18 protein-coding genes and 1 pseudogene are annotated in these 23,580 nt (G+C 41.8%); 14 read left to right on the top strand and 5 right to left on the bottom strand.

The genetic code is table 11. The annotated features are described in order from the left end of the window. Positions 1–97: 97 nt before the first annotated feature. The 3 genes from AC4CUZ_RS14910 (at position 98) to AC4CUZ_RS14900 (ending at position 3,247) form a co-directional block, all read left to right on the top strand. The gene (locus AC4CUZ_RS14910) at positions 98–1,555 is read left to right on the top strand and encodes a glyceraldehyde-3-phosphate dehydrogenase (RefSeq protein WP_490747882.1); all 1,458 of its coding nucleotides are present in this window, start codon (positions 98–100) and stop codon (positions 1,553–1,555) included. A gap of 286 nt (positions 1,556–1,841) precedes the next feature. Beyond that, complete coding sequence (locus AC4CUZ_RS14905; protein ID WP_490747881.1) at positions 1,842–2,558, top strand: MFS transporter; 717 nt, start codon at positions 1,842–1,844, stop codon at positions 2,556–2,558. Positions 2,559–2,566: 8 nt separating this feature from the next. Further along, positions 2,567–3,247, top strand: coding sequence for a hypothetical protein (locus AC4CUZ_RS14900; RefSeq protein WP_490747880.1), 681 nt, complete (start codon positions 2,567–2,569; stop codon positions 3,245–3,247). A gap of 52 nt (positions 3,248–3,299) precedes the next feature. On the opposite strand, the gene AC4CUZ_RS14895 is transcribed toward AC4CUZ_RS14900, so the two are convergent. Then, positions 3,300–4,151 carry an SDR family oxidoreductase gene (locus AC4CUZ_RS14895; protein WP_490747879.1) on the bottom strand — a complete coding sequence of 284 codons (852 nt, stop codon included), beginning with the start codon at positions 4,149–4,151 and terminating at the stop codon, positions 3,300–3,302. A 112-nt stretch (positions 4,152–4,263) separates the two neighbouring features. Between AC4CUZ_RS14895 and AC4CUZ_RS14890 the strand changes: the two genes are divergently transcribed. The 3 genes from AC4CUZ_RS14890 (at position 4,264) to proB (ending at position 7,318) form a co-directional block, all read left to right on the top strand. Continuing rightward, entirely contained in the window at positions 4,264–4,644 is a 381-nt protein-coding gene (locus AC4CUZ_RS14890) for a winged helix-turn-helix transcriptional regulator (RefSeq protein ID WP_004693624.1), read from the top strand. 299 nt (positions 4,645–4,943) lie between these two features. Continuing rightward, the gene (cgtA, locus tag AC4CUZ_RS14885) at positions 4,944–6,158 is read left to right on the top strand and encodes an Obg family GTPase CgtA (RefSeq protein WP_490747878.1); all 1,215 of its coding nucleotides are present in this window, start codon (positions 4,944–4,946) and stop codon (positions 6,156–6,158) included. Positions 6,159–6,184: 26 nt separating this feature from the next. Further along, positions 6,185–7,318, top strand: a complete 1,134-nt coding sequence (gene proB / locus AC4CUZ_RS14880; protein WP_428855385.1) for a glutamate 5-kinase — start codon at positions 6,185–6,187, stop codon at positions 7,316–7,318. 58 nt (positions 7,319–7,376) lie between these two features. Here the strand turns inward: proB and AC4CUZ_RS14875 are convergent, their stop codons facing one another. The 3 genes and pseudogenes from AC4CUZ_RS14875 to AC4CUZ_RS14865 all read right to left on the bottom strand — a co-directional run bounded on the left by AC4CUZ_RS14875 (position 7,377) and on the right by AC4CUZ_RS14865 (position 11,191). Next, complete coding sequence (locus AC4CUZ_RS14875; protein ID WP_178927873.1) at positions 7,377–7,973, bottom strand: phosphatase PAP2 family protein; 597 nt, start codon at positions 7,971–7,973, stop codon at positions 7,377–7,379. A gap of 128 nt (positions 7,974–8,101) precedes the next feature. Beyond that, positions 8,102–10,297: pseudogene (locus tag AC4CUZ_RS14870) on the bottom strand (TonB-dependent receptor family protein). 192 nt (positions 10,298–10,489) lie between these two features. Beyond that, a complete protein-coding gene (locus AC4CUZ_RS14865; RefSeq protein WP_281963610.1) occupies positions 10,490–11,191 on the bottom strand; it encodes an SIMPL domain-containing protein in 702 nt (233 codons plus the stop codon). A gap of 473 nt (positions 11,192–11,664) precedes the next feature. Here AC4CUZ_RS14865 and AC4CUZ_RS14860 point away from each other — a divergent pair, with 473 nt between their 5' ends. The 7 genes from AC4CUZ_RS14860 to sohB all read left to right on the top strand — a co-directional run bounded on the left by AC4CUZ_RS14860 (position 11,665) and on the right by sohB (position 21,748). After that, positions 11,665–13,038 carry a diaminobutyrate--2-oxoglutarate transaminase gene (locus tag AC4CUZ_RS14860; protein WP_078426577.1) on the top strand — a complete coding sequence of 458 codons (1,374 nt, stop codon included), beginning with the start codon at positions 11,665–11,667 and terminating at the stop codon, positions 13,036–13,038. Between the two features lie 2 nt (positions 13,039–13,040). Continuing rightward, positions 13,041–14,573 carry a pyridoxal phosphate-dependent decarboxylase family protein gene (locus AC4CUZ_RS14855; protein WP_490747876.1) on the top strand — a complete coding sequence of 511 codons (1,533 nt, stop codon included), beginning with the start codon at positions 13,041–13,043 and terminating at the stop codon, positions 14,571–14,573. A 1,093-nt stretch (positions 14,574–15,666) separates the two neighbouring features. Continuing rightward, a complete protein-coding gene (locus AC4CUZ_RS14850) occupies positions 15,667–16,692 on the top strand; it encodes a substrate-binding domain-containing protein (RefSeq protein WP_004693599.1) in 1,026 nt (341 codons plus the stop codon). Positions 16,693–16,796: 104 nt separating this feature from the next. Further along, on the top strand, positions 16,797–18,176 hold the full coding sequence (gene pstC, locus AC4CUZ_RS14845; protein ID WP_178927876.1) for a phosphate ABC transporter permease subunit PstC: 1,380 nt from the start codon (positions 16,797–16,799) through the stop codon (positions 18,174–18,176). After that, on the top strand, positions 18,176–19,564 hold the full coding sequence (gene pstA, locus AC4CUZ_RS14840) for a phosphate ABC transporter permease PstA (protein ID WP_348937838.1): 1,389 nt from the start codon (positions 18,176–18,178) through the stop codon (positions 19,562–19,564). Before pstC ends, pstA begins: the two co-directional genes overlap by 1 nt. 13 nt (positions 19,565–19,577) lie before the next feature. Beyond that, entirely contained in the window at positions 19,578–20,492 is a 915-nt protein-coding gene (gene pstB / locus AC4CUZ_RS14835) for a phosphate ABC transporter ATP-binding protein PstB (RefSeq protein WP_004693593.1), read from the top strand. Between the two features lie 284 nt (positions 20,493–20,776). After that, positions 20,777–21,748 carry a protease SohB gene (gene sohB / locus AC4CUZ_RS14830; RefSeq protein WP_490748076.1) on the top strand — a complete coding sequence of 324 codons (972 nt, stop codon included), beginning with the start codon at positions 20,777–20,779 and terminating at the stop codon, positions 21,746–21,748. A 79-nt stretch (positions 21,749–21,827) separates the two neighbouring features. Here sohB and AC4CUZ_RS14825 read toward each other — a convergent pair whose 3' ends face one another. Continuing rightward, entirely contained in the window at positions 21,828–23,039 is a 1,212-nt protein-coding gene (locus AC4CUZ_RS14825) for an aspartate aminotransferase family protein (RefSeq protein WP_178927878.1), read from the bottom strand. Positions 23,040–23,201: 162 nt separating this feature from the next. Here AC4CUZ_RS14825 and grxD point away from each other — a divergent pair, with 162 nt between their 5' ends. Next, positions 23,202–23,543, top strand: coding sequence for a Grx4 family monothiol glutaredoxin (gene grxD, locus AC4CUZ_RS14820; RefSeq protein WP_004693588.1), 342 nt, complete (start codon positions 23,202–23,204; stop codon positions 23,541–23,543). The last annotated feature ends 37 nt before the right edge of the window (positions 23,544–23,580 follow it).

The following is a 23,580-nucleotide window of genomic DNA, read 5'->3' as shown; positions in this document are numbered from 1 at the left end:
GCATTTACAGCTTTCGATTCAAACTTGGCGCTAAATCCTTTACAATTGTTGGGTTTTAAAATTTATGCTTAGATTAAATTAATTAGAGGACGTATCTGTGAGCAAAGAGACTATCATCGCCCTACACGCAGAACACCAAGGTCGCTGGAAAAACCGTGAAGAAATCGCGGAACAAATGATCGCATTGATCGGTCAGCTTTACCGTGAAAAAAATATTGTGGTTTCAGTGTTTGGACGTTCTTTAGTTAACCGTTCAGTTATGCAAATTTTAAAAGCGCACCGTTTCACTCGTATGATGGATGTTGAGCTTTCAGTTGTACACACGTTCCCAATTCTTGAAGCGTTGGCTAAAATTGAAAATATCGGTACTGCTGAAATTGATCTAGGCAAATTAGCCGTTGCGTTTAAAGAGCAAGGTGGCGATGTTGATGCATTTGTTGCAGCCGCTGTTAAATCTGTAGAAGGTCGTGCGACTTCAGTAGAAGGTCGTGACGTTGTTCTTTACGGTTTTGGTCGTATCGGTCGTATTCTTGCACGTTTAATGATTGGTCAGTCTGGTCTTGGCCGTGGTTTGAACCTAAAAGCGATTGTGGTTCGTAAATCATCTGATGGTGATTTGGAAAAACGTGCGTCTTTATTACGCCGTGACTCAATCCATGGTCCTTTCTCTGGTACGATTTCTGTTGATGAAGAAAACGAAGCAATCATTGCCAACGGTCAATTCATTAAAGTGATTTATGCGTCGAACCCAACTGAAGTTGATTATACCGATTATGGTATTAGCAATGCATTAGTGATCGACAACACAGGTAAATGGCGTGATGCGGAAGGTCTTGCTCAACACCTTAAGTGCCCAGGCGCTGCACGTGTGATCTTGACTGCACCAGGTAAAGGCGACATGAAGAACGTGGTGTTTGGTGTGAACCAAGCAGATATTCTTGATGAAGATACGATTATCTCTGCTGCAAGCTGTACAACCAACGCAATTACACCAACACTTAAAGTTTTGCATGACAAATACACAGTGTTGAATGGTCACGTTGAAACAGTTCACTCGTTCACAAACGACCAAAACTTAATCGACAACTACCATAAAGCAGACCGTCGTGGTCGTGCTGCAACGTTGAACATGGTAATTACTGAAACAGGTGCAGCTAAAGCAGTTGCTAAAGCACTTCCAGCACTTCAAGGTAAACTGACAGGTAACTCTGTACGTGTTCCAACACCAAACGTTTCACTTGCGATTTTGAACTTAACTTTAGATAAAGAAGTTGATCGTGATGAAGTGAACGAATACATTCGTAAAATCTCAATCAGCTCTAGCCTTCAAGGTCAGATCGGTTATACCAACTCGACTGAAGTTGTATCATCTGACTTTATCGGTTCGCGTACAGCAGGTGTATTTGACGCGCAAGCAACAATCACTTCGGGCAACCGTTTAACTGCATATGTTTGGTACGATAACGAAGTAGGTTATAGCTGCCAAGTTTTACGTATTGCAGAGCAAATGGGCGGCGTAAGCTATCCAAAAATTCCAGCTGAAACAAATGCATAATTTGTAATAGCGACTAAAAAGAGCCTCAATTGAGGCTCTTTTTTTGCGTTGTTGTTGTGGATGAGGCTAATCAGGTGCGTTGGGGGACATAAGTATTGGCTTGAGTGCTAAGAGTTGCCAATGTTTAATCCCTAGTAATTTACTTAGAATAATCAAAATGTACTGTGTAAAATAGGGCGATAAAAATTAAAGAGTCTGGTTGGTATACCGTCCCCAATGACTTTCTAAGCTGACAAAAGGATGATATTTGTCAGATAAAAGAAAATAAAACAAAAGGAATTTGAATTTGCAAGTGAAGCATGTGCTAAGTGGATTGGCATTCATTGTGTTGGCATCTGTATGCGGCGTGCTTATCGCTATTTGGACGTTTAAACACTTTAATATTTATATTCCCTTAGAAAATCAAAAAGTCAGTATTGATCTGCAAGAGCCTTTACAAGCTGAGGTTAAAATTCATGATGCCTTAGATGTGGATGTGACAGGGCGTGTAAATGCAGAAATTCCGATTCGTGAAAACCTGAATATTCCCCTGACCCAAACGCTGACTCCACGGGTGTATTTTGATAATCAGGTTCCGATTAAAACCACCATTCCAGTGCGTGAAACCTTGAAAATTAATCAGAATATGCCTGTAGATACCAAGGTACAGGTGAAAGTCATGGGGCGAGATGTGACTTTGCCTTTAAAAGGCAATATTCCTATTCAGCTGGATGTGCCGATTCATATCGATGTGCCGCTTGAACAGCAGGTACACCTCAAGTTTGATGCACCTGTGAAAACTGTACTGAAAGAAAACCTACATATTCCAGTCAATACAGTGATTAAAACCAATATTCCAATACAGGGACATTTAAACGTTCCCATTAAAACGGCGTTGAACGCTTCGGTGGATGTGCAAAATACATTACCAATTGAAATCAAGCAGGGTGAGTTGAAAATTCCACTTAATAGCTTGCAATTACTGCGTGAAAAACCTCTACCTCAAGAACACGTGAAGCCATAGGGGGGAGTATGTGGATATTCCAGTCTGCGAAGCGGCTTGTACTGAGTTTTGTGTGCGTTGTAATTTTAGTGGGTGCGCTGTTTTGGTTGTACCTGAATATTCAAGCCAGTATGCAAGTGTCTGCGAGTGAAGCCCAAATTCAACTATCAGACTCCTTGCCGACACAAATCCAAGTGGGTAATTATTTAGAAACCCAATCCGTTGGGACTTTAGATACGCAACTGAAAATCGATCAGAAAATCAATCTGCCTTTGACTGGGAAATATTTGGCAAATTTAGAGTTTGAAGTAGAAGTACCCGTTTCAGTATCTGTTGATTATCAAACTGAGGTACTCATTGATCAAAACATGCCGTTGGAGACAACTACAGATCTAATTTATCAAAATAAACTATTGCCTAAGTTCCCACTCGCTTTAGATATTCCGATTAAGCTGGCTGTACCATTTCATTTAAAGCAAGACTATCAGATCCCAATCAAAATTATGTTTAATGGCTTGGTCTATTTTGAGTTCAATGAGCAAGTACGACTGCATGTGTTGCATCAGTTTGCGCCACAGTTAAATTTGAATGACCCAATGACTATGCGCAAAATAGCAAGCTTCAATGCCACCATGTACAACATAGAGCGAAGCACGACCGCAAATTTGGAAATGAATATGACACTACCCGTGAAGAATATTCATCCATAAAAAACACCACCAATCATTGGCGGTGTTTTCATGTGAAAATCAAAAGGGTGGCTTAAAGTGCAGCTTTGATCGCATCTTGAATGTTCGTAGTTTTACGTCCAATCAATTGTTCTAGGTCTTGACTGTCACTATACATTGCACCTTGTATAGTTTGAATGTCTGCATCAACGATGACCTCAACTAAGCCAGCAGGTAAGCTCGCCTGAATTAGGCCTTGAGTGTATTCTTCCGCACTTAGGTTTTGATAATTAATGGTTTTACTCGCTGCTTGACCAATCAATGTTGCAAGCTCTGAGAGGCTAAAGCTTTGTGAACCTGCTAGTTCATAGGTTTGATTATCATGGACAGTTGACGTTAAGACTCTCGCTGCAGCTTCAGCATAATCTATGCGTGATGCCGAGCTAATGCGACCATCTTGAGCTGCTCCAAAAAGCGTCCCAATTTCAATGGTGTGAGCAACACCTGCAAGGTAGTTTTCGCTATACCAGTTATTTCTTAAGAAGGTGTAGCGTAGTCCACTATCTTGAATCAGTTTTTCAGTTTCACGGTGTTCTTGGGCTAAGCCGAGTGGCGATGTATCTGCACGTAGTAAGCTAGTATAAGCAAGATAAGGAACACCGACCACTTTTGCAGCATCAATCACTGCCTTGTGCTGAGGTGTACGGCGACCGACTTCATTTGCAGAAATGAGTAATAATTTATCTATACCTGATAGAGCAGGGACTAAAGTTTCAGGTCGGTCATAGTCAAACTCACGCACTTCAATATTTTGTGCTGTGAGATGTGTCGCATTGGCTGGGTTTCGCACAAGCGCAACAATGTTGCTGGCCTCAGTTTGTAGTAAAAGTTTTTCTATCACAATAGAACCCAATTGGCCTGTTGCACCTGTGATTGCAATTTTCATAAGTCACCTATATTGGTTGTTTTCTGTACTTGATGGTTTTATCTTAATCTGATAACTTACTAAATGAAAGTACGTACCAAAAAGTAAGTAATAAACCAAATGGAGAGAAATGATGCACACCTATGCAACAAGCAAACTATTAGGTCAAGTTTTATCCACTGAGTGCCCATCTCGTGACATATTGGAACATCTTACGAGCAAATGGTCAGTACTGGTGTTGCGTTGTTTGAGTGATGGCGTACACCGTTTTAGTGAATTGAGACAGCGTATAGAAGGGGTGAGTGAGAAAATGCTTTCTCAAACCCTTAAAACACTTGAGCAAGATGGTTTTATTTTACGGACAGTTTATCCTGTAGTTCCACCTAAAGTTGAGTATCAATTGACGATACTGGGCTCTCAAGCGGCCGAAAAAACCATGTATCTAATTGGATGGATTGAAAAAAGTTTGCCTGAGATCTTGGAAAATAAAGAGCGAGTCTCAGCTTTAAAATAATGACTTAACATCAAAATAAGCAGAATAAATGGTTTGAATTAAGTGAGTTATAGGTTTCACAAAAAGTCATAGATTTGCTTGTAACAGAGTATATGCTGCTTAATTTATGTAAGTTGAGCATGGGATTAGGTTGATTGTTTTCAGGTACAAAACTGAAGAAAATCAAGAGAAAAAGAGCTAAATGCACGTTTTTAAGTGATTTGTCACTAAATTTCATGTTTCGCTCAATAATTCTATTCGAGAAATTTTGTAAAATATGGCAGAATATGCGGTTTTAAAGTATTTAGAGGATTGGCAGCATGCGCTTTGTTGATGAAGCAGTCATTACCGTAGAGGCTGGCGACGGTGGCAATGGCGTAGCCAGTTTTCGCCGTGAAAAATTCGTACCTTTTGGTGGTCCAGACGGTGGTGATGGTGGTCGTGGTGGTAGCATATTTATCGAAGCTGATGATAATACCAGTACCCTTGTAGACTTCCGTTATACTCGCCGTTTCCGTGCGGAACGAGCTAAAAATGGTCGTGGCGCGAACTGCGCAGGCCGTGGTGGTGAAGACACCGTATTAAAGGTTCCTGTAGGTACAACCATTGTTGATACTGACTCAGGTGACATTATTGGCGACTTGGTTGAAAGTGGTCAGCGTGTGCTTGTCGCAGCGGGTGGTGATGGTGGTTTGGGTAATACTCACTTTAAATCATCGACGAACCGTTCGCCACGTAAGTGTACCCATGGTTTTAAAGGTGAATTCCGTGAAATTCGTTTAGAGCTAAAAGTACTGGCCGATGTTGGCTTACTAGGTATGCCAAATGCAGGTAAATCGACGTTTATTCGTGCCGTATCAGCAGCAAAACCTAAGGTTGCAGACTATCCATTTACTACGATGGTTCCAAACCTTGGTGTGGTCGATGCAGACAGTCACCGTTCATTTGTAATGGCGGATATTCCTGGCTTGATCGAAGGGGCTTCTGAAGGTGCGGGTCTTGGTATTCGTTTCTTAAAGCACTTGGCGCGTACGCGTATTTTGCTTCACATTGTGGATGTTCAGCCGATTGATGGTTCTGATCCTGCATACAATGCAAAAGCGATCTTGGGTGAATTAGAGAAGTTCTCTCCGACACTTTCAAAGTTACCTATCGTTCTAGTGTTAAACAAAGTTGACCAACTTTCAGACGATACGCGTGATGAATGGTGTCAGCATATCTTAGATGAAATGCAGTGGGATGGTCCTGTATTTAAAACTTCAGGTTTGATGTCTGAAGGGACAAAACCAGTTGTGTATTATCTGATGGATCAAATTGAGCAACAACGTGAACGTGAGCTTGAAGATCCTGAGTATGCAGCAGAAGTGAAAGCATTCCGTGAGCAGCTTGAAGCTGAAACACGAGAACAAACGATTGCCGCTAAAGAAGCATATCGTGAAATGCGTCGTCAACAACGTCTTGCAGGCCTGTTGGCTGATGATGATGAAGACGATGATGAAGATGACGGCGAAATGGAAGTGTTTTACGTACGTTAAGCTCGTAATGAGTAACTGAGGACAAGATGATAGAAGTGGTAGATGGGCAACGTAAGCTCGAAGCTTGTAAACGAATCGTTGTTAAAATCGGATCATCTTTACTCACAGCAAATGGGCAAGGTCTAGATATAGATGCAATTTCGCATTGGGCGAAACAAATTGCAGATCTACACAATGCAGGACATGAGATTATTCTGGTGTCGTCAGGAGCTGTGGCTGAAGGTATGGTTCGTATGAAGCTAGACAGCCGACCCACCGATCTACCCAGTCTTCAGGCGTGTGCTGCCATTGGTCAGATGGGCCTTATTCATACGTGGTCAAGTGTGCTTGAAAAACACCACATTCAGACTGCGCAAGTGTTATTAACCCATGATGACTTGGCAGACCGTCGTCGTTATTTGAACTCATGTGATGCTTTACAGAACTTGATTGAATGGCATGTCATTCCTGTAATCAACGAGAATGACACGGTTTCGACCGATGAAATTCGCTTTGGTGACAATGACACGCTGGCCGCAATGGTTGCAGGTCAAGTCCATGCAGATTTGTTAATTATTTTGACTGATCAGCAGGGGATGTTCGACTCAGACCCACGTTCAAATCCAAACGCTAAACTGTTCCATACTGTGCGTGCTCTAGATGAGAGTTTGTTTGATATGGCTGGCGGTGGCGGTAAGTTTGGTCGTGGTGGGATGTTGACCAAAGTCCGTGCTGCACGCTTGGCTGCAAAGTCTGGCTGTCCAACGCTGATTGCCAGTGGTGAAAGCGACAATGTGCTTGCACGTTTGATGGATGGTGAAATGCTTGGGACATTGTTTATTACTGACAATGACCGCATTACTGCTCATCAACAGTGGTTAGCAGCTCACTTACAAACTGCGGGTCGTTTGGTGTTGGATGATGGTGCTGTCAAGGCGATTAAAGATAATCATCGTAGTTTACTTCCAGTTGGTGTGAAAGCTGTGGAAGGGCATTTTGAACGCGGTGACGTGGTTGAATGTGTTGATATCCAAGGCGGACGTGTTGCGGTTGGACGTGTCAACTTTAGTTCGCGTTCTGCGGAGTTGGTAAAGGGCTTGGCGTCAGATAAAGTTCACCAAGTCCTAGGTGAAGCACGTTCACTTGAGATGATCCATCGAAACCACATGGCGATCTACTGATTTAAACGCATTAAAGAAATCCCGCTTTCGAGCGGGATTTTTTGTTTTAAAGCAAAAGTTATTTGATATAGCCTTTTTGAATAAGTGGCTTAAATAAGTAAAAGTGAATGGTGAGTACCCATTGCATGATTTTATCTTTATAGAGATTCCAAAGCTTTAAGCCAAAGAAGTTTAAGGCAAAAGCCAATAGAAAAGCGCCGAGCATATCTAAAGGGAAGTGCACACCAAGATAGACGCGTGACCATGCAACCAGCCAAGCCATGAACAAGAGAAAAATTCCCAGTTTACGCTGTGCAGAGAATAGATAAGAAAATGCGATACTGCTAAAAATCAGCATATGGTCACTCGGGAAAGAGCCATTGCGTGCATGGTAAATGAGAGTGCGTCCGACCTCCATGACGAAAGGCCTTGGGTGATAATACACATGAGAAATACATTGACTGATCAAAATGGCGATACTGGTAAAAATAAACGCCTTCAATATCTGCTTTTTAGTGTCATAGTTACCACGTAGCCAAAACCAAGCAAACAGTAAAATCATGCAATAGAGCAGGTCATTGGCGATGAAAATGGCAAAATGAATGCTGGTATTACTGGCTTCAGGAGAAGCATTAATCCATGAAAAAAGCGATAAATTAAGTTCTGAAAGAGTCATGAAAGTGGATTGTGTTTATCAAGTACGGAAGAGAGTCATAATTTTGTCATATTGTTAAAATAAAAAAGACCACAAAAATGTAGTCTTTTTTAACAGTTCAATGTAGTTGAACTAATTGGCTTTCAGTTTTAGAAATCAAATGACGTTTGAAGGTAGAAGGTACGTGGTTGCCCTACATATTTTCCGCCTGTTGAGTCAGTAGAACGTGTGAAATATTGTTTATCAAACACGTTTTTAACGCCACCCGCGATTTTTAAACCGTGGAATTGCTCACCAAAGTCATAGGCTGTACGCACGGCAAAAGTGGAATAACCAGGAATATCACCTAATTTTCCATCAGCCGATTCGTCAGTTTGATAGGTATCACCCGAACCTGGAGAATGCTGCTTAGATTGGGCAAACATATCTGCATTGACGCTCCATTGATTCACTTTATAGCCTAAACCAACATTTGCTGTATGGCGTGAGTAGAAAGGAAGGTCTTTGTCTTCAAAGTCACCTGCTTCAGCCACAGCTTTGGTGAAGGTGTAGTTGCTATAGAGTTTTAAGCCCTCAAGCGCATCGGTCAAATAAGCAAAGTCATAAGCCAGACCAAGTTCTACACCTTTGTGGCTGGTTGCGCCTAAGTCTGTCCAAATGCCATTGTTCTGGGCATCGCGTTCTAAAATTAACTCTTTTTTGAAGTCTAAATAAAACGCGGTTAATTCTGCATTTAGACCATTGCCTAAATATTTCGTCCCAATTTCATAGTTGTTGGACTTTTCAGGATGCAAGCCATCCGTTGTGCTTTGCGCAACCCCACCTTCTAAACGTGCCAATTGGTTGTATTGCTGTGGGCCGAATGAAACGCCCGCATTGGCAAAAATGTTCCAATTGTCTGTCGCTTTATACATGACCGATAGGCTGGGTAAAAACTCATCTGAATCAATTTTTGGAGAAACGGTATTAACTGCTACGCCTTGGTTATAGGCAGTAAAATTGTTATGCGTTTCAATTGATTCAAAACGTAGTCCCGGTGTGATGACCCAGTTCCCTAAATCGAAGCGGTTATCTGCATAAATTGCATGTGCTTTAGTGCCCCCTTCACTTGTGGTACGTGCTTTAATTTCGGTCACAGGTGCATTCAATGCATATGTAGATGAGCGACCTGAGAACTCAGAACTATCTTCATCTAAATAACGATAGCCGATAGTAAATTCGCTATTTGAGCTACCTAATTGGTATGCACGAGACCAGCGCGGTTCAATGGCAAAAACTTTGTAGTCGCGTGGAGAGGTGTCCATACGCGAAGTCGTTGCACTAAGATCTGTCTCTAAGTCGCTCGTGCGAAATGAGTCAATATAATAGGTCAGCAATTCAAAGTTATTTTTTTCATCTTGATGGGTATAGCGGAATGACACATCTGAGCGGCGACCAGAAAAATAATTACGTGACTTATTTGACTGATAAGGGTTTTGTGCATATTTTTCGGCAGTTAAGCCTTCAGGCATTTCACCATAACCTTCATAGTGATGTAGGTTTAAGGCAATCGCATCCGCATCTGTAATTTGATAGGCCGTTTTTAACATGACATCATCAATGTCAGTTTTATTATTGGCTTCACGGTAGCCATCACCTTTTGTACCCGAATATAGCAGAGCAAGGCCTAAACCATTATCTAAGGTTCCGCCTACAAATAGGTTCGGGCTGTATTTAACTTGATCTGTACCCGAAGCATATTCGGTCGTTAGGCTGATATTACCTGCAAACTCTTGAGGAATCGCGCGAGTTGCAAAGTTAATGATACCGCCAACGTTCTGCGGTCCAAAACATACAGAACCTGCTCCACGAACCACATCCACAGATTCAATATTGCCTAATGATACCGGTGCTAGAGAAAGCTGAGGTTGTCCATAAGGCGCAAATGATAGCGGAACACCGTCAAGCAGTACAGTAGAACGAGGCGATAAACGAGAGGCTAAACCACGAACACCAATATTGAGTGAAACATCACTCCCACCAGTACCATTATTTTCTTGGACTTGAACACCGGGCACTTGCTTCAGGGCATCTTTAATTTAAGTCGCAGCAACTTCATCTAAGCGATTGCGATTAATAATCGTACGAGCGCCTGCATGCTTTTGCACTTTCTCTGCATTGGCATCTTCTAACCAGTTGCCTTGTGCTTCAAGTTTGATGGTCGGAAGCACATTGTTGCTCGTTGCTTCAGTGAGTTCTTCTGCTTGTGTATAGGTCAAGCAGCTCATAGAAAGTCCAATCGCAATACTGAGTTGTTTGGCTTTGAATAATCTGCGATCCTGCAGATGAAGACGTGATGAAATCATTCTTTTGTGCACAATCCATAATAAAGAGCGCGGTTATCATATGCTGAACTTTGTTGAAATCAAATAATAACCATTATCACTTATTGCAATTAAAACATTAAAATTAATAGGCGAATTAAAGTTTTATTGATGGACACACAATAAAAAAGCCACGTTAAACGTGGCTTTTTAGATGAATTTGAATGAAATCTGTTATTTAAGTTGAACAGTACCATTCGCATTCACAGTGATTTTAGATTCACCGCCAGCTACATCTTGCATTGGCGCATCAGCTGCTGCAAATTTTGCACTTTCTGCACGCATCATGACTGGGCGGGGGTAGTAGTTGCTGGTATTAATGTTTAAGTTAACTAAGTTATAACCTGACTTACTCCATGCTTGTGCTAATGATTGCGCACGCTGTTGAAAGTTTTTCGATGCTTCAACAATCAGCTCATTTTCCACTTTCTTACGTTGTGTGTCGGACACACTAAAGCCGATTGACTGCGTTTGGAAGTTTTGCTGTAGCTCACCAATCAACTGACTTGCCGCCTTAAAGTCTGTGCTTTCTAAATTAATTTCTGCACGACCACGCCATTCTTTTAGCTTTTGGTTGTCATCATTATAAATTGGGTAAGTGCTTTGAGAGCCTGTTTCGACTTTTACACTTGGGTATTTGCGTGCTAAAGCAGTGGCTTGATTCATCAACTGTGTAATTTGAGTAGCCAGTTCAGCAGGTTGCTTATTGCTGCGTTCAATGTAAAGCGTTGCATTCATTAAATCGTTGGATACTTGGCGTGTTGCCTCGGCCTGAACATTGACAATATTGTAGTTCAATTGGTTCTCAGACTGAGCAAAAACTGCTGAGCTAAATAAAGCACTAAGAGCGATTGCTGGGATGAAGAATTGACGCATTTTTATTCCTTTTTTATTTAGGAGGAGTTTTGCAACGTTTGTAAAAAAGCTTAAAGCCAATTTGTGGTGAATTTGCGAAAATATTGTGGTTCGATTGTAAAAAAAGGTACAAAATATTTTTCAGAAAAACCTAGATAAAGTGATTTATTTCAAAAACTTATTTTTTGACCAGGGTGAGTATTTTGAAATTTTGTGGTGAAGTTGAAAAATAAATAAATTCATCGTCTATTCTTTACGTTGTCACACTATAAGAGGATAATTTAAGCTATGGTTTGGCATGATATATTTTTTTAGTAAATTTCTGGCAGATAATATCCAAAAGCTGTTTATTTTATTGAAAATTTCTGTATCATCCGCCTCCTAGTTATGAAGTATCCAAACGCTATCTGACTAGATTTATAAAGCGCCGAGTCAAAGGACCAAAAGTCACCCGACTTATTTCTTTCAACCCATATCAGAGATGGTAATTCGATATGAGCGTTTCTTCTGTAAACCCTGCCACTAATACTACTAACGAATACTATTTGACTCGCCAAAGTCAGATGGAATCCAATGTTCGTAGCTATCCACGGAAATTACCGTTAGCGATAGCCAAAGCATTAGGCTGCTGGGTTACTGATGTTGAAGGTACAGAGTACCTCGATTGTTTAGCTGGGGCAGGAACATTGGCTTTGGGCCATAATCATCCTGCGGTAATTCAAAGTATTCAAGATACACTTGCAAGTGGTCTTCCTTTACATACTTTGGATTTAACGACACCTTTAAAAGATGCATTTACTGAAGCATTGCTTGAACAATTACCAGGCGGTAAGGAAGAGTATTGTCTACAGTTCTGTGGTCCATCGGGTGCAGATGGCACGGAAGCAGCAATTAAATTAGCGAAAACGTATACCGGTCGTAGCACAGTGATTAGTTTCTCTGGTGGTTACCATGGTATGACGCACGGCGCTCTTGCAATGACAGGTAACCTGTCTGCGAAAAATGCTGTAAATGGTTTAATGCCAGGCGTTCAATTTATGCCGTATCCGCATGAATACCGTTGCCCACTTGGTTTAGGTGGTGAAGCGGGTGTGGATGCTTTGACTTATTTCTTTGAAAACTTCATTGAAGATGTTGAAAGTGGTGTAACCAAGCCAGCTGCTGTTATTCTTGAAGCAATTCAAGGTGAAGGCGGTGTGGTAACAGCGCCAACCAAATGGTTGAAAAAAATCCGCGAAGTGACTGAAAAGCACAACATTGTGTTGATTCTTGACGAAGTTCAAGCAGGCTTTGCACGTTCAGGCAAAATGTTCGCATTTGAACATGCGGGTATTGAACCTGACGTTGTTGTCATGTCTAAAGCCGTTGGTGGTAGCTTACCGCTTGCTGTATTGGGCATTAAACGTAAGTTTGATGCTTGGCAGCCAGCAGGCCACACGGGTACTTTCCGTGGTAACCAATTGGCAATGGGTACTGGTCTTGCAACGATCAAAACCATCAAAGAACAAAACCTTGCGCAAAATGCACAAGAACGTGGTGATTTCTTACAAGCTGAATTTAAAAAGCTTGCTCAAGAGTTCCCATGTATCGGTAACGTGCGTGGTCGTGGTTTGATGATTGGTGTTGAAATTGTTGATGAGCGTAAACCAGCGGATCATATGGGGTCTTTACCTGCAGATGGTCAACTGGCAGCAGCGATTCAAGCGGCATGCTTTAACAACAAGTTATTGTTAGAAAAAGGCGGTCGTAACGGTACAGTGATTCGTTTACTTTGCCCACTTATTATCACTCAAGCTGAATGTGAAGAAGTAATTGTTCGCTTTAAGAAAGCAATTGCTGAAGCACTTGTTGCAACTCGAGGCGCGTAATCATGGTTGATTTTGCAGAACACCGTAAGGCGTTACTCTGCAATGATGCTGCATCCATTGCTGACTATTCGTCAGCAATGGACCAAGCGACTAAAGCAGTTGCAGCATGGTTGCAAAATGACAAAATGTACACAGGTGGTAGCATTAAAGAGCTACGCAGCGCGATTGCATTTAATCCTTCTAAAGAAGGTTTGGGTGTACAAAAGTCACTTGAACGTATGGTTGAGCTTTTCTTAAACAAAAGCTTAAAAGTCCATCACCCGCACTCGCTCGCGCATTTGCACTGCCCAACTATGGTGACTAGTCAAATTGCTGAAGTGCTGATTAATGCAACGAATCAATCGATGGATTCTTGGGACCAAAGTCCTGCAGGTTCATTGATGGAAGTTCAGTTGATTGACTGGCTTCGTCAAAAAGTGGGTTATGGTGCAGGTCAAGCTGGTGTGTTCACTTCTGGTGGTACACAGTCAAACTTGATGGGTGTACTGCTTGCACGTGATGCATGTATTGCGAAAAACTGGAAAGACGAAAACGGTAATCCGTGGTCTGTACAGCGTGATGGCGTGCCAGGCGATGCGATGCGCAACGTCAAAGTCATTTGTTCTGAAAATGCACACTTCTCTGTGCAAAAGAACATGGCGATGATGGGCATGGGCTTCCAATCAGTCGTGACCGTTCCTGTGAACGAGAACGCGCAGATGGATGTGGATGCATTTGAAAAAACCATGGCTCACCTTCAAGCTGAAGGTAAGATTGTGGCGTGTGTGGTTGCAACTGCGGGTACGACCGATGCAGGTGCAATTGATCCACTGAAGCAAATTCGTGAAATCACCAACAAATATGGCGCGTGGATGCACATCGATGCGGCATGGGGCGGTGCTTTAATCTTATCGAACAATCATCGCGATATGTTGGATGGTATTGAGCTTTCTGACTCAATTACGCTGGATTTCCATAAGCATTACTTCCAAACCATCTCTTGTGGTGCGTTCTTGTTAAAAGACGAAGCGAACTATCGTTTCATGCACTATGAAGCTGAGTATTTAAACTCTGCTTATGACGAAGAGCATGGCGTGCCTAACCTCGTGTCTAAGTCACTTCAAACAACACGTCGTTTCGATGCGTTAAAGCTTTGGATGACTGTTGAAGCCTTGGGTGAAGAACTGTATGGCTCTATGATTGACCACGGCGTTACTTTAACTCGTGACGTTGCTGATTATATCAATGCAGCTGCTGGTTTAGAGATGTTGGTTGATCCACAATTTGCATCTGTATTGTTCCGTGTGGTTCCAGAAGGCTATCCAGTAGAATTGCTTGATACCTTAAACCAAAACGTTGCAGACGAATTGTTTGCACGTGGTGAAGCGAATATTGGTGTCACTAAAGTGGGTCAAAATCAATCTTTGAAAATGACGACTTTAAGTCCAGTTGCGACTTTAGATAACGTGAAGAACCTGCTTGGTCTTGTCCTTGCAGAAGCGGATCGTATCAAAGGTCCAATCGCAGATGGAACCTATACACCTGCAATTGCTTAATCGATTGTTTGTGTTAAAAAAAAGGAGCTGATATCAGCTCCTTTTTTTATATGTTGTAAATATTAAAATGCATAACATCTATTGGCTAAGCATCTAATTTTAATTATGTTGGAGATGCTTTATTTTTCTATGAAGTAGTTTTCGATATCTGCTTGAACTATGATTTTCAGGAAAATGAACTTCAATAGTTAAGACTAAAGCTAAATATTCGGGCTTTTGATTTTCAATAGGCAAATGATTTTCTTCATGAATTTTTAAGTTAAAGGTATGACCTGCACGACAGGCAAGTCCTTGTCATAATCACGGCAATTTGGGGTAAATAAATGTGTTTGGCTAGCGCTCATGGGAAAAGCCGCATTCATATGACTTGTCAAGCTTCTTACGAAAAATGAAAGGTTAAGGCGGCAGTAAAGGGTAGATGAAGCCCAAAATCTCCTTCATTGAGCTATCTTTTAGAAAAAAGATAAAGCGGTATCGTCAGAAATACCCATTATTCGGACAAATATTTCTAAAAATAAGAAAGGTACCTGAGTCTAAAAGTCATAAATTGGCTCTTGTATTCAAGATGAGCATGCTATTTTTCAGTAATAAATAAGGGATAAAAGGTAAAAATTAAGACCTAAATGACGCTCAATTTTCTAAATATGACACCACTCATTTGTCATTTATAGGTTATGAAATTCTGACAAATGGCGAAAATTTATATGGATTCTGCATATGGGTATACGCAAATTTTTATAGATTAGAAGGGCTATTCAATGTTAAAGAAATCAAAGTCTATGGAGTTCTTTTTTGCTTTATGTATTGATTCTAAATGTGTTTTATTTTTTATAAAAGCGTAAAAGATGTTGATGTAAAATGAATTATGCACTCTCGGTATATCGAAATAAGAAAAATTCTTTACGTGTTTAGAGTGGGTGAAATTGAACAAAGTGTAACGAATCATGGACAAATAAAAATAAACATCATGAAAGTGTCACAATGCTGTAACTTGCTTGTCATATTCTGAAATCAAAATGCAGTTATCCAAAAAAGTACAAGACTGAATAAAAAGTGGCGTACTCCAAAATGTTTAATATGTGAGATAACAAATATGCGCTTAAACCATATCGCACTTGCAGTAGTAGTTTCTGGGGCAGCTGTAGCAACCACGGCAAATGCAGCTCGTGACACAATCCAAATTGCGGGTTCTTCAACAGTTTTACCATATGCAAGTATTGTTGCTGAAGAATTTGGCAATACTTTCCCACAATTTAAAGCACCCGTTGTTGGTTCTGGCGGTTCTTCAGGTGGCTTAAAACAGTTCTGTAATGGTGTGGGTGATAACACAATTGATATCGCAAACGCATCTCGTAAAATTAAAGATACAGAATTAGCTGCTTGTAAGAAAGCTGGTGTGAACCAAGTGATCGAAATCAAAATTGGTTATGACGGTATCGTGTTCGCTTCAAATGCAAGCAAAGCAGCATACAAATTACGCCCACAGCACGTCTATGCAGCTTTAGCAGCGCAGTTACCATCTAACGGTAAAATGGTTGCAAACCCTTATACACGTTGGAACCAAATTGACAAAAGCCTTCCAAACGAACCAATCACTTTAGTGATTCCAGCATCAAACCACGGTACACGTGAAGTGTTCCAAGAAAAAATGGTTGATGCAGGCTGCGAAACTTATGCAGCAATCAAAGCAATGGATAAAGATGCACAAAAGAAAGCATGTTCAACTTTCCGTAAAGACGGCAAAGTGATTGAGATTGCGGGTGACTACACTGAAACTTTAGCGCGCTTAAAAACGTCGCCTAGCGCAGTAGGTGTGTTTGGTTTAGGTTTCTATGACCAAAACCGTGACAAGTTACGCGTAGCTACAGTGAACAATGTTGCACCATCTGAAAAGACTATTTTGAATGGTTCATACCCAGTTTCTCGCCCACTATTCTTCTACGTGAAGGGTGAGCATTTGAAATCAATCAAAGGCTTAAAAGAATACACTGAATACTTCATCAGCAAGAAAGTATCAGGTAAAGGTTCTAAGCTTGAGCGTGCAGGTTTGATCTCAATGTCAGACAAAGAGCGTGCAGCAGTTCTTGCGAACTTTAAAGCAGGCAAAGCGGTTAAGTAATTAAGCGTAGAAACAGTCAACGGTAGGCAAGTCCTACCTTTGACGTTTTTTACTAGGATTAAGTTTTTTCAAATAATGAAAATTGAAAGAACCGTGGAGAATACATGAATCTGCTACTTATAGGTGTGTTATTGGCACTGATTGCCATAGCCTATCAAATGGGCTTAAGCCAGAGCCGTAACTTAGCAGGTAAAGGAAATAATTCTGCAAAATTACACTCACGTCCGGGGTATTACGGTGCGTTAGTGGCTTTGTGGTGTGGTATCCCTGCTTTTTTAATTTTGATTGTTTGGAATATTGTTGAACCAAATGTTTTGAATCATGTGGTACTAAATCACGTGCCAGCACAAGTCGCTGCAACTTTAGATGCTGCTAGTACAGATGTGTTGATCAACCGTGTGGAAGCGATTGCCTCAGGTTTTGGTGTCACAGACACACCAGCCGCGTATGAGCTTGCTGCTGCGGAGCAACTGGCGAAGTTTCAAAGCATTGGTACATTTGCCAAAATTGCAGTGGTGATTTGTGCGGCACTGGCAGGTTTAGTCGCTGCGAAAAAGCGCATTGCAACTCAGTTTCGCGCTCGTAACCAAGTTGAAAAAGCCATCAATGTTGCACTTGCGCTCTGTTCTGGTGTCGCGATTCTAACTACGATTGGTATCGTGATGTCGATGTTCAGCGAAGCGATGCGATTCTTCCACTTTGTGAGTCCACTCGACTTTTTCTTCGGTACAGAATGGAACCCTGGCTTTAGTACTTCAGGTAGTGCAGACGGCAGCTATGGTTTGCTTCCGCTACTTTGGGGCACCTTAATGGTCAGTGGTATTGCACTCTTAGTTGCAGTCCCTGTGGGTTTAATGATCGCAATCTATCTTGCTGAATATGCATCTTCTGGTTTCCGCTCATGGGCAAAACCAACCATTGAAGTGCTCGCAGGGATTCCAACCATTGTTTACGGTGTATTTGCACTGATGATCATTGGCCCATTCTTTAAAATGCTTGGTGAATCCGTTGGTTTACACATCAACGCAACCAGCGCACTCACTGCTGGTTTCGTCATGGGGATCATGATTATTCCTTTCGTTTCATCGCTGTCTGATGACATTATCACGCAGGTACCACGTGCATTACGTGATGGCTCATTAGGTTTGGGTGCGACAAAGTCTGAAACCATTCGTCAGGTGGTGATACCAGCAGCACTTCCGGGCATTATCGGCGCGTTCTTGCTTGCAGCATCACGTGCCATCGGTGAGACCATGATTGTGGTGCTTGCAGCAGGGAACAGTCCTTTACTGCATGCCAATCCACTTGAAGCTATTTCAACTGTGACCATTACCATCGTAAACCAATTGACAGGTGATACTGACTTTGCAAGCCCGCAAGCTTTGGTGGCATTTGCACTGGGTCTGACACTCTTTGTGATTACGCTTGGTTTGAACATTGTTGCACTGTACATCGTGCGTAAATATCGTGAGCAATACGACTAATGACGACTTCTAATAGCACAGCAGATCAAGTATTTGATCCACAACTTGCGGCAGAATTACGAGAAAAGCGTAAGCAAACGATCAGTAATTCATTGGCAAAACGTCACCGTAAAGAAAAAACCTTTCGTTTCTTTGGTTTCTCGGCAGTGATTGCAGGTTTATTCTTTGTCGCGCTACTTTTTGGCAGTATTTTATCAAAAGGCTTACCTGCTTTTTGGCAAAGTAGCATGAGTTTACCCGTGTACTTTGACCCTGCCATTATTACGACAGGTGCAAAACCTGTACAGCGTGCAGGAGAATCTCCAGCGCAGTTTGAAGAGCGTTTTATTGCTTGGCAAACTGAAATGGGTATGGTGGATTGGGATGCTTTAATCGTGAATGCCATGATTGCAAAAGACCCAGCACTTGCTTCTAAACGCGATGATTTGGCTTCTTTGTACACCAGTTCTGAAGCGTATCGCTTACGTGATATGGTGATGAAAGATCCATCATTGGTCGGGAAGAAAGAAGACATTAAAGTACTTGCCGATGCAAACGTTGATGTGTGGCTCGCAGGAAATATTGACCGTAGTTTGCCTGATGAACAGCAACAGTTGAGCCCAGAAGTTCGTCAACTTGCCGATGAAATGAAAGCTTCAGGGGTAATGGAAAATACTTTCAATACCAACATCTTCGTCAGTCCAGACTCGCGTAGTTCTCCTGCAACTTCAGGTTTAGCAGGGGCATTCATGGGATCGCTGTTCATGATGTTGATCGTGATCATTATTTCGATTCCAATTGGTGTGGCATCTGCAATTTATCTCGAAGAATTTGCGCCTAAAAACTGGATCACTGACGTCATTGAAGTCAACATTAACAACCTTGCCGCTGTACCATCAATTGTCTTTGGTTTGCTCGGTGCTGCGATCTTTATTGGCTGGATGCATTTACCGCTTTCTGCGCCATTGGTCGGTGGTTTAGTGCTGAGCTTAATGACTTTACCAACGGTGATTATTACGACACGTGCATCGTTGAAAGCTGTACCACCATCAATTCGTCAGGCAGCTTTAGGGCTAGGTGCTTCACGTGTACAAACCGTATTCCATCATGTTTTACCACTTGCACTACCGGGGATTCTAACGGGTGCAATTATTGGTGTAGCACAAGCATTAGGTGAGACTGCACCGCTGTTATTAATTGGTATGAGTGCATTTGTTGCAAGTGTACCTACAACTCCATTTGATCAATCGAGTGCTTTACCTGTACAGATTTTCTTGTGGCAAGGTAATGAGCTGCGTAACTTCTTCGAAGGACGTACAGCAGCTGCGATTATTGTTCTGCTTGCAATGATGATTGGACTCAACAGTATTGCAATTTGGTTACGTAAGAAATTTGAAGTCCGTTGGTAAGTGAGGGCAAAATATGAATACCGTTGTTAAAAATTCCTTAGATCAGGATCAAACAGTGAATCAAGAACACACTCAATTTACAAACCCAAATACGACCTCAGGTCAGCAGGGTACTTCTTTTGTGTCGCAGTTCGATACACAGACTTCTGCTAAGAAAGATCAGGCACAAGGACAAGTCAAACTCAGCACTTCAGATGTACATGTTTACTATGGCGAAGCTGAAGCGATTAAAGGGATTGATTTGAATATCTACGAAAATGAAGTGATTGCATTTATTGGGCCATCGGGCTGCGGTAAATCGACCTTCTTGCGTACTTTGAACCGTATGAACGACACCATTGATAGCTGTCGTGTGACGGGTAAAGTGATGTTGGATAATCAAGATATTTATGACCCAAACCTAGATGTGGTACTGCTTCGCGCTCAAGTAGGTATGGTATTCCAAAAACCAAACCCATTCCCAAAGTCAATTTTTGATAACGTGGCTTATGGCCCTAAACTCCATGGTTTGGCGCGTGATAAGTATGACTTAGAAGAAATTGTAGAAAACAGCTTACGTAAAGCGGGCCTTTGGGATGAAGTCAAAGACCGTTTAAACCAACCGGGCACAGGCTTGTCGGGTGGTCAGCAGCAGCGTTTATGTATTGCACGTACCATTGCGGTGAGCCCTGAAGTGATTTTGATGGATGAGCCATGTTCAGCGCTTGACCCGATCGCAACAGCGAAAGTGGAAGAGCTTATTTCTGAGCTTTCAACGCAGTATACGATTGCAATTGTGACGCACTCGATGCAGCAGGCTGCACGTGTATCAGATCGTACCGCTTACTTCCATTTAGGTGACTTGATTGAAGTGAACTCAACCGAGAAAGTCTTCACTCAGCCAGATCATCAGCTAACTGAAGCCTATATTACCGGTCGTTTCGGTTAATACGCACAACTTGAAATATTTGAAAAAACAGAGCCTAAGTGCTCTGTTTTTTGTTATAAGCAGATATTAAGTCTAGTGACTAAAACAGCCATGATAATGGGCATTGTGTATTGCAGTCATATTGGACAATAGATGCGAAGATGTGCTGTCTGAGATATTGACTCATCTTATAAATGATTAAATGTGAAAGATAACGCATTACAGAATAAAACAAAAAATGGCTATTGAAAAAAAATGCCATTGACCTAATCTAGGTCATATACCGACGTATTATTTTAGAGAATATAATTTCTATGTTATTTCATTTACCGAAACTTCCCGCTGAAATTCGAATTACACATTTAAATGCGCGTATTAATGAACAACGTAAAAAAATAGCGCAAACAACAGCCTCTAAACTAGAGTTACTGCAACTGACTCAGCAGTTAGCGAAAGAGTCACGTCATCGTAAAAAGGCCAATCAAAAAGTTTATATTCTAGATTTTAAAGGCGATACTGCGGCAACATCGGTAGAAAGTTTACGTGAAGAAATTACCTTGATTTTAGCGACAGCCAAAGCAGGGCGTGATCGCGTTGTGGTACGTCTAGAAAGCCCAGGCGGTATGGTGCATGGTTATGGTTTGGCTGCTGCACAATTGGTTCGTTTACGTGATGCAGGTTTCAATCTCACGATCTGTGTCGATAAAGTTGCAGCGAGTGGTGGTTATATGATGGCATGTATCGCCAATCAGATTATTGCTGCACCTTTTGCGGTTGTTGGTTCAATTGGTGTAGTCGCGCAAGTTCCTAACTTTAATCGTCTGCTAAAAGAACACAATATCGATTTTGAACTGTACACAGCAGGCCAATATAAACGTACAGTGACGATGTTTGGTGAAAATACAGCAGAAGGTAAGGCGAAGTTTGAAGAAGAGTTACAACAGACGCATGTGCTGTTTAAACACTTTGTTGAAAAATATCGTCCACAGCTCAATGTTGAGAAAGTAGCAACAGGTGAGCACTGGTATGGGCAAGATGCTTTAGATTTGAATTTGGTCGATCAGTTACAAACTTCAGATGCTTATTTGCTTAATTTGCTGACCGATCATGATGTTTATGTCATCTCAACGCGTAAGAAACCGACTTTAGGTGAGAAGTTAGGCTTACAAGCTGCGCAAATGGCAGATGCTTTGGTACCAGCAGTCATGAATAAAGTGATGGAAACCTTAACTAAAACCAATGCAAGTTTGGTGCAAATGCGTGATCCAAAACTTTAATATTTAGTTGGCCGATTCATTTCAAAAAGTCTGGTTCCGAAATATGCAAAAAGCAATTTTAGAACCAGACTTTTTTGGCTTAAGCCAAGTACGCTTTAATCATTTTCACTAGACGTTCAATCAGTTGATCCGCCTGATCTTTGGTAATATTCAAGGTCGGCAGTAAACGCACCACAGAACCCGCAGTAACGTTAATGATGGTGTGGTATTCATCACGAGCGATGTTGACCAAGTCACCACATGCTTTTGGTAGCTCCACACCAATCATCAAACCAAAGCCACGGACAATCACATTTTGATCGGCAAGTTGCTTACGCAGTTGTTCTACGATGTAAGCGCCTTGTTCAGCTGCATTTTGTACAATGTTTTCTTTTTGCATAATGTCGATGATGGTATACACCACACGCGAACCCAATGCTGAGCCACTATACGTTGAACCGTGGTTACCTACGGTCAATACGCCTACACCACGACCTTGAGTCATCACCGCACCAATGGGGAAACCATTACCTAAACCTTTGGCTGTGGTGAGTACATCAGGAATGATGTTGGTGTGTTGGTAGGCAAAGTATTCGCCTGTACGGCCATTACCTGTTTGGACTTCGTCCAACATCATCAGCCAGTTATGCTGATTACAGATCTGACGAATCTCTTCCAAGTAGCTAAAGCCTTGCGGAGCAGTGTTGACCCCACCTTCGCCCTGAATTGGTTCGACAAAGATTGCGACAATGTCAGGATGATGGATTGCAGCTTCTTCAATGGCTTCAATGTCGCCGAATGGGACACGAATAAAACCTTCAACCAATGGGCCAAAGCCTTCTTGGACTTTTTTGTTGCCTGTTGCCGATAAAGTTGCCATGGTACGCCCATGGAATGAGTGCTCTGCAACAATGATTTTTGGATTGGCAATGCCTTGCATGTAGCCAAATTTACGAGCAATTTTAATTGCACCTTCATTGGATTCTGCACCACTGTTTGAAAAGAATACTTCTTCCATGCCAGCAACTTCAGCAAGTTTTTGTGCTGCAGCCGTTTGCCAAGGTACTTCAAACAAGTTACTGGTATGAATGAGCGTTGCCGCTTGTTCTGCAATCGCTTCTGCAATGACAGGATGTGCATGGCCTAAACCACAGACTGCAATGCCCGTTAGCGCATCAAAGTATTCAGTACCATCTTCTGTGTACAGATAAGAGCCTCGACCTCGGACAAAGCTGATCGGCTGACGGCCAAATACTGGCATCAAATGAGAGGGTTGATCAGTTTGTACAGGAGCAAGGGTAATGTTATTCATGACTAACTCTTATCTGTTAGAGGGGAAGTGAAATCCAATATTAAGCAATTATGCTTGTAGTTTTAAAGCCTAAATCTAAATAAAAGTCGAAATATTGCTTTAGGCATACTGTTTTTCTACGTTTTGGGTATAATGCGGGTTAGATTAGTTGAGGATTGATCAATGACTGAACAAGCACGCGATACCGAAGCGTTAATTCGTGACCAAATTGCAAAACACGCTGTACTTCTTTATATGAAAGGCACCCCACAGTTTCCACAATGTGGTTTCTCTGCACGTGCTGTAGAAGCGCTTAGTCAAATTGGTCGTCCGTTTGCTTATGTGAATATTCTTGAAAATCCAGATATTCGTGCTTTGTTACCACAAATTGCAAACTGGCCTACATTCCCACAGTTATGGATCAACGGTGAGTTGATTGGTGGTAGTGACATTATTCTAGACATGTTCCAAAAAGGTGAATTACAACCTTTAGTTGAACAGCATAGTCCAGCACCTGAAGCTTAATCTTCAGTTGTAAAAAAGCGCCATTGAGGCGCTTTTT

Source organism: Acinetobacter sp. 789_lipA, assembly GCF_058242845.1.
This window is presented reverse-complemented; position numbering and strand designations above follow the sequence as displayed.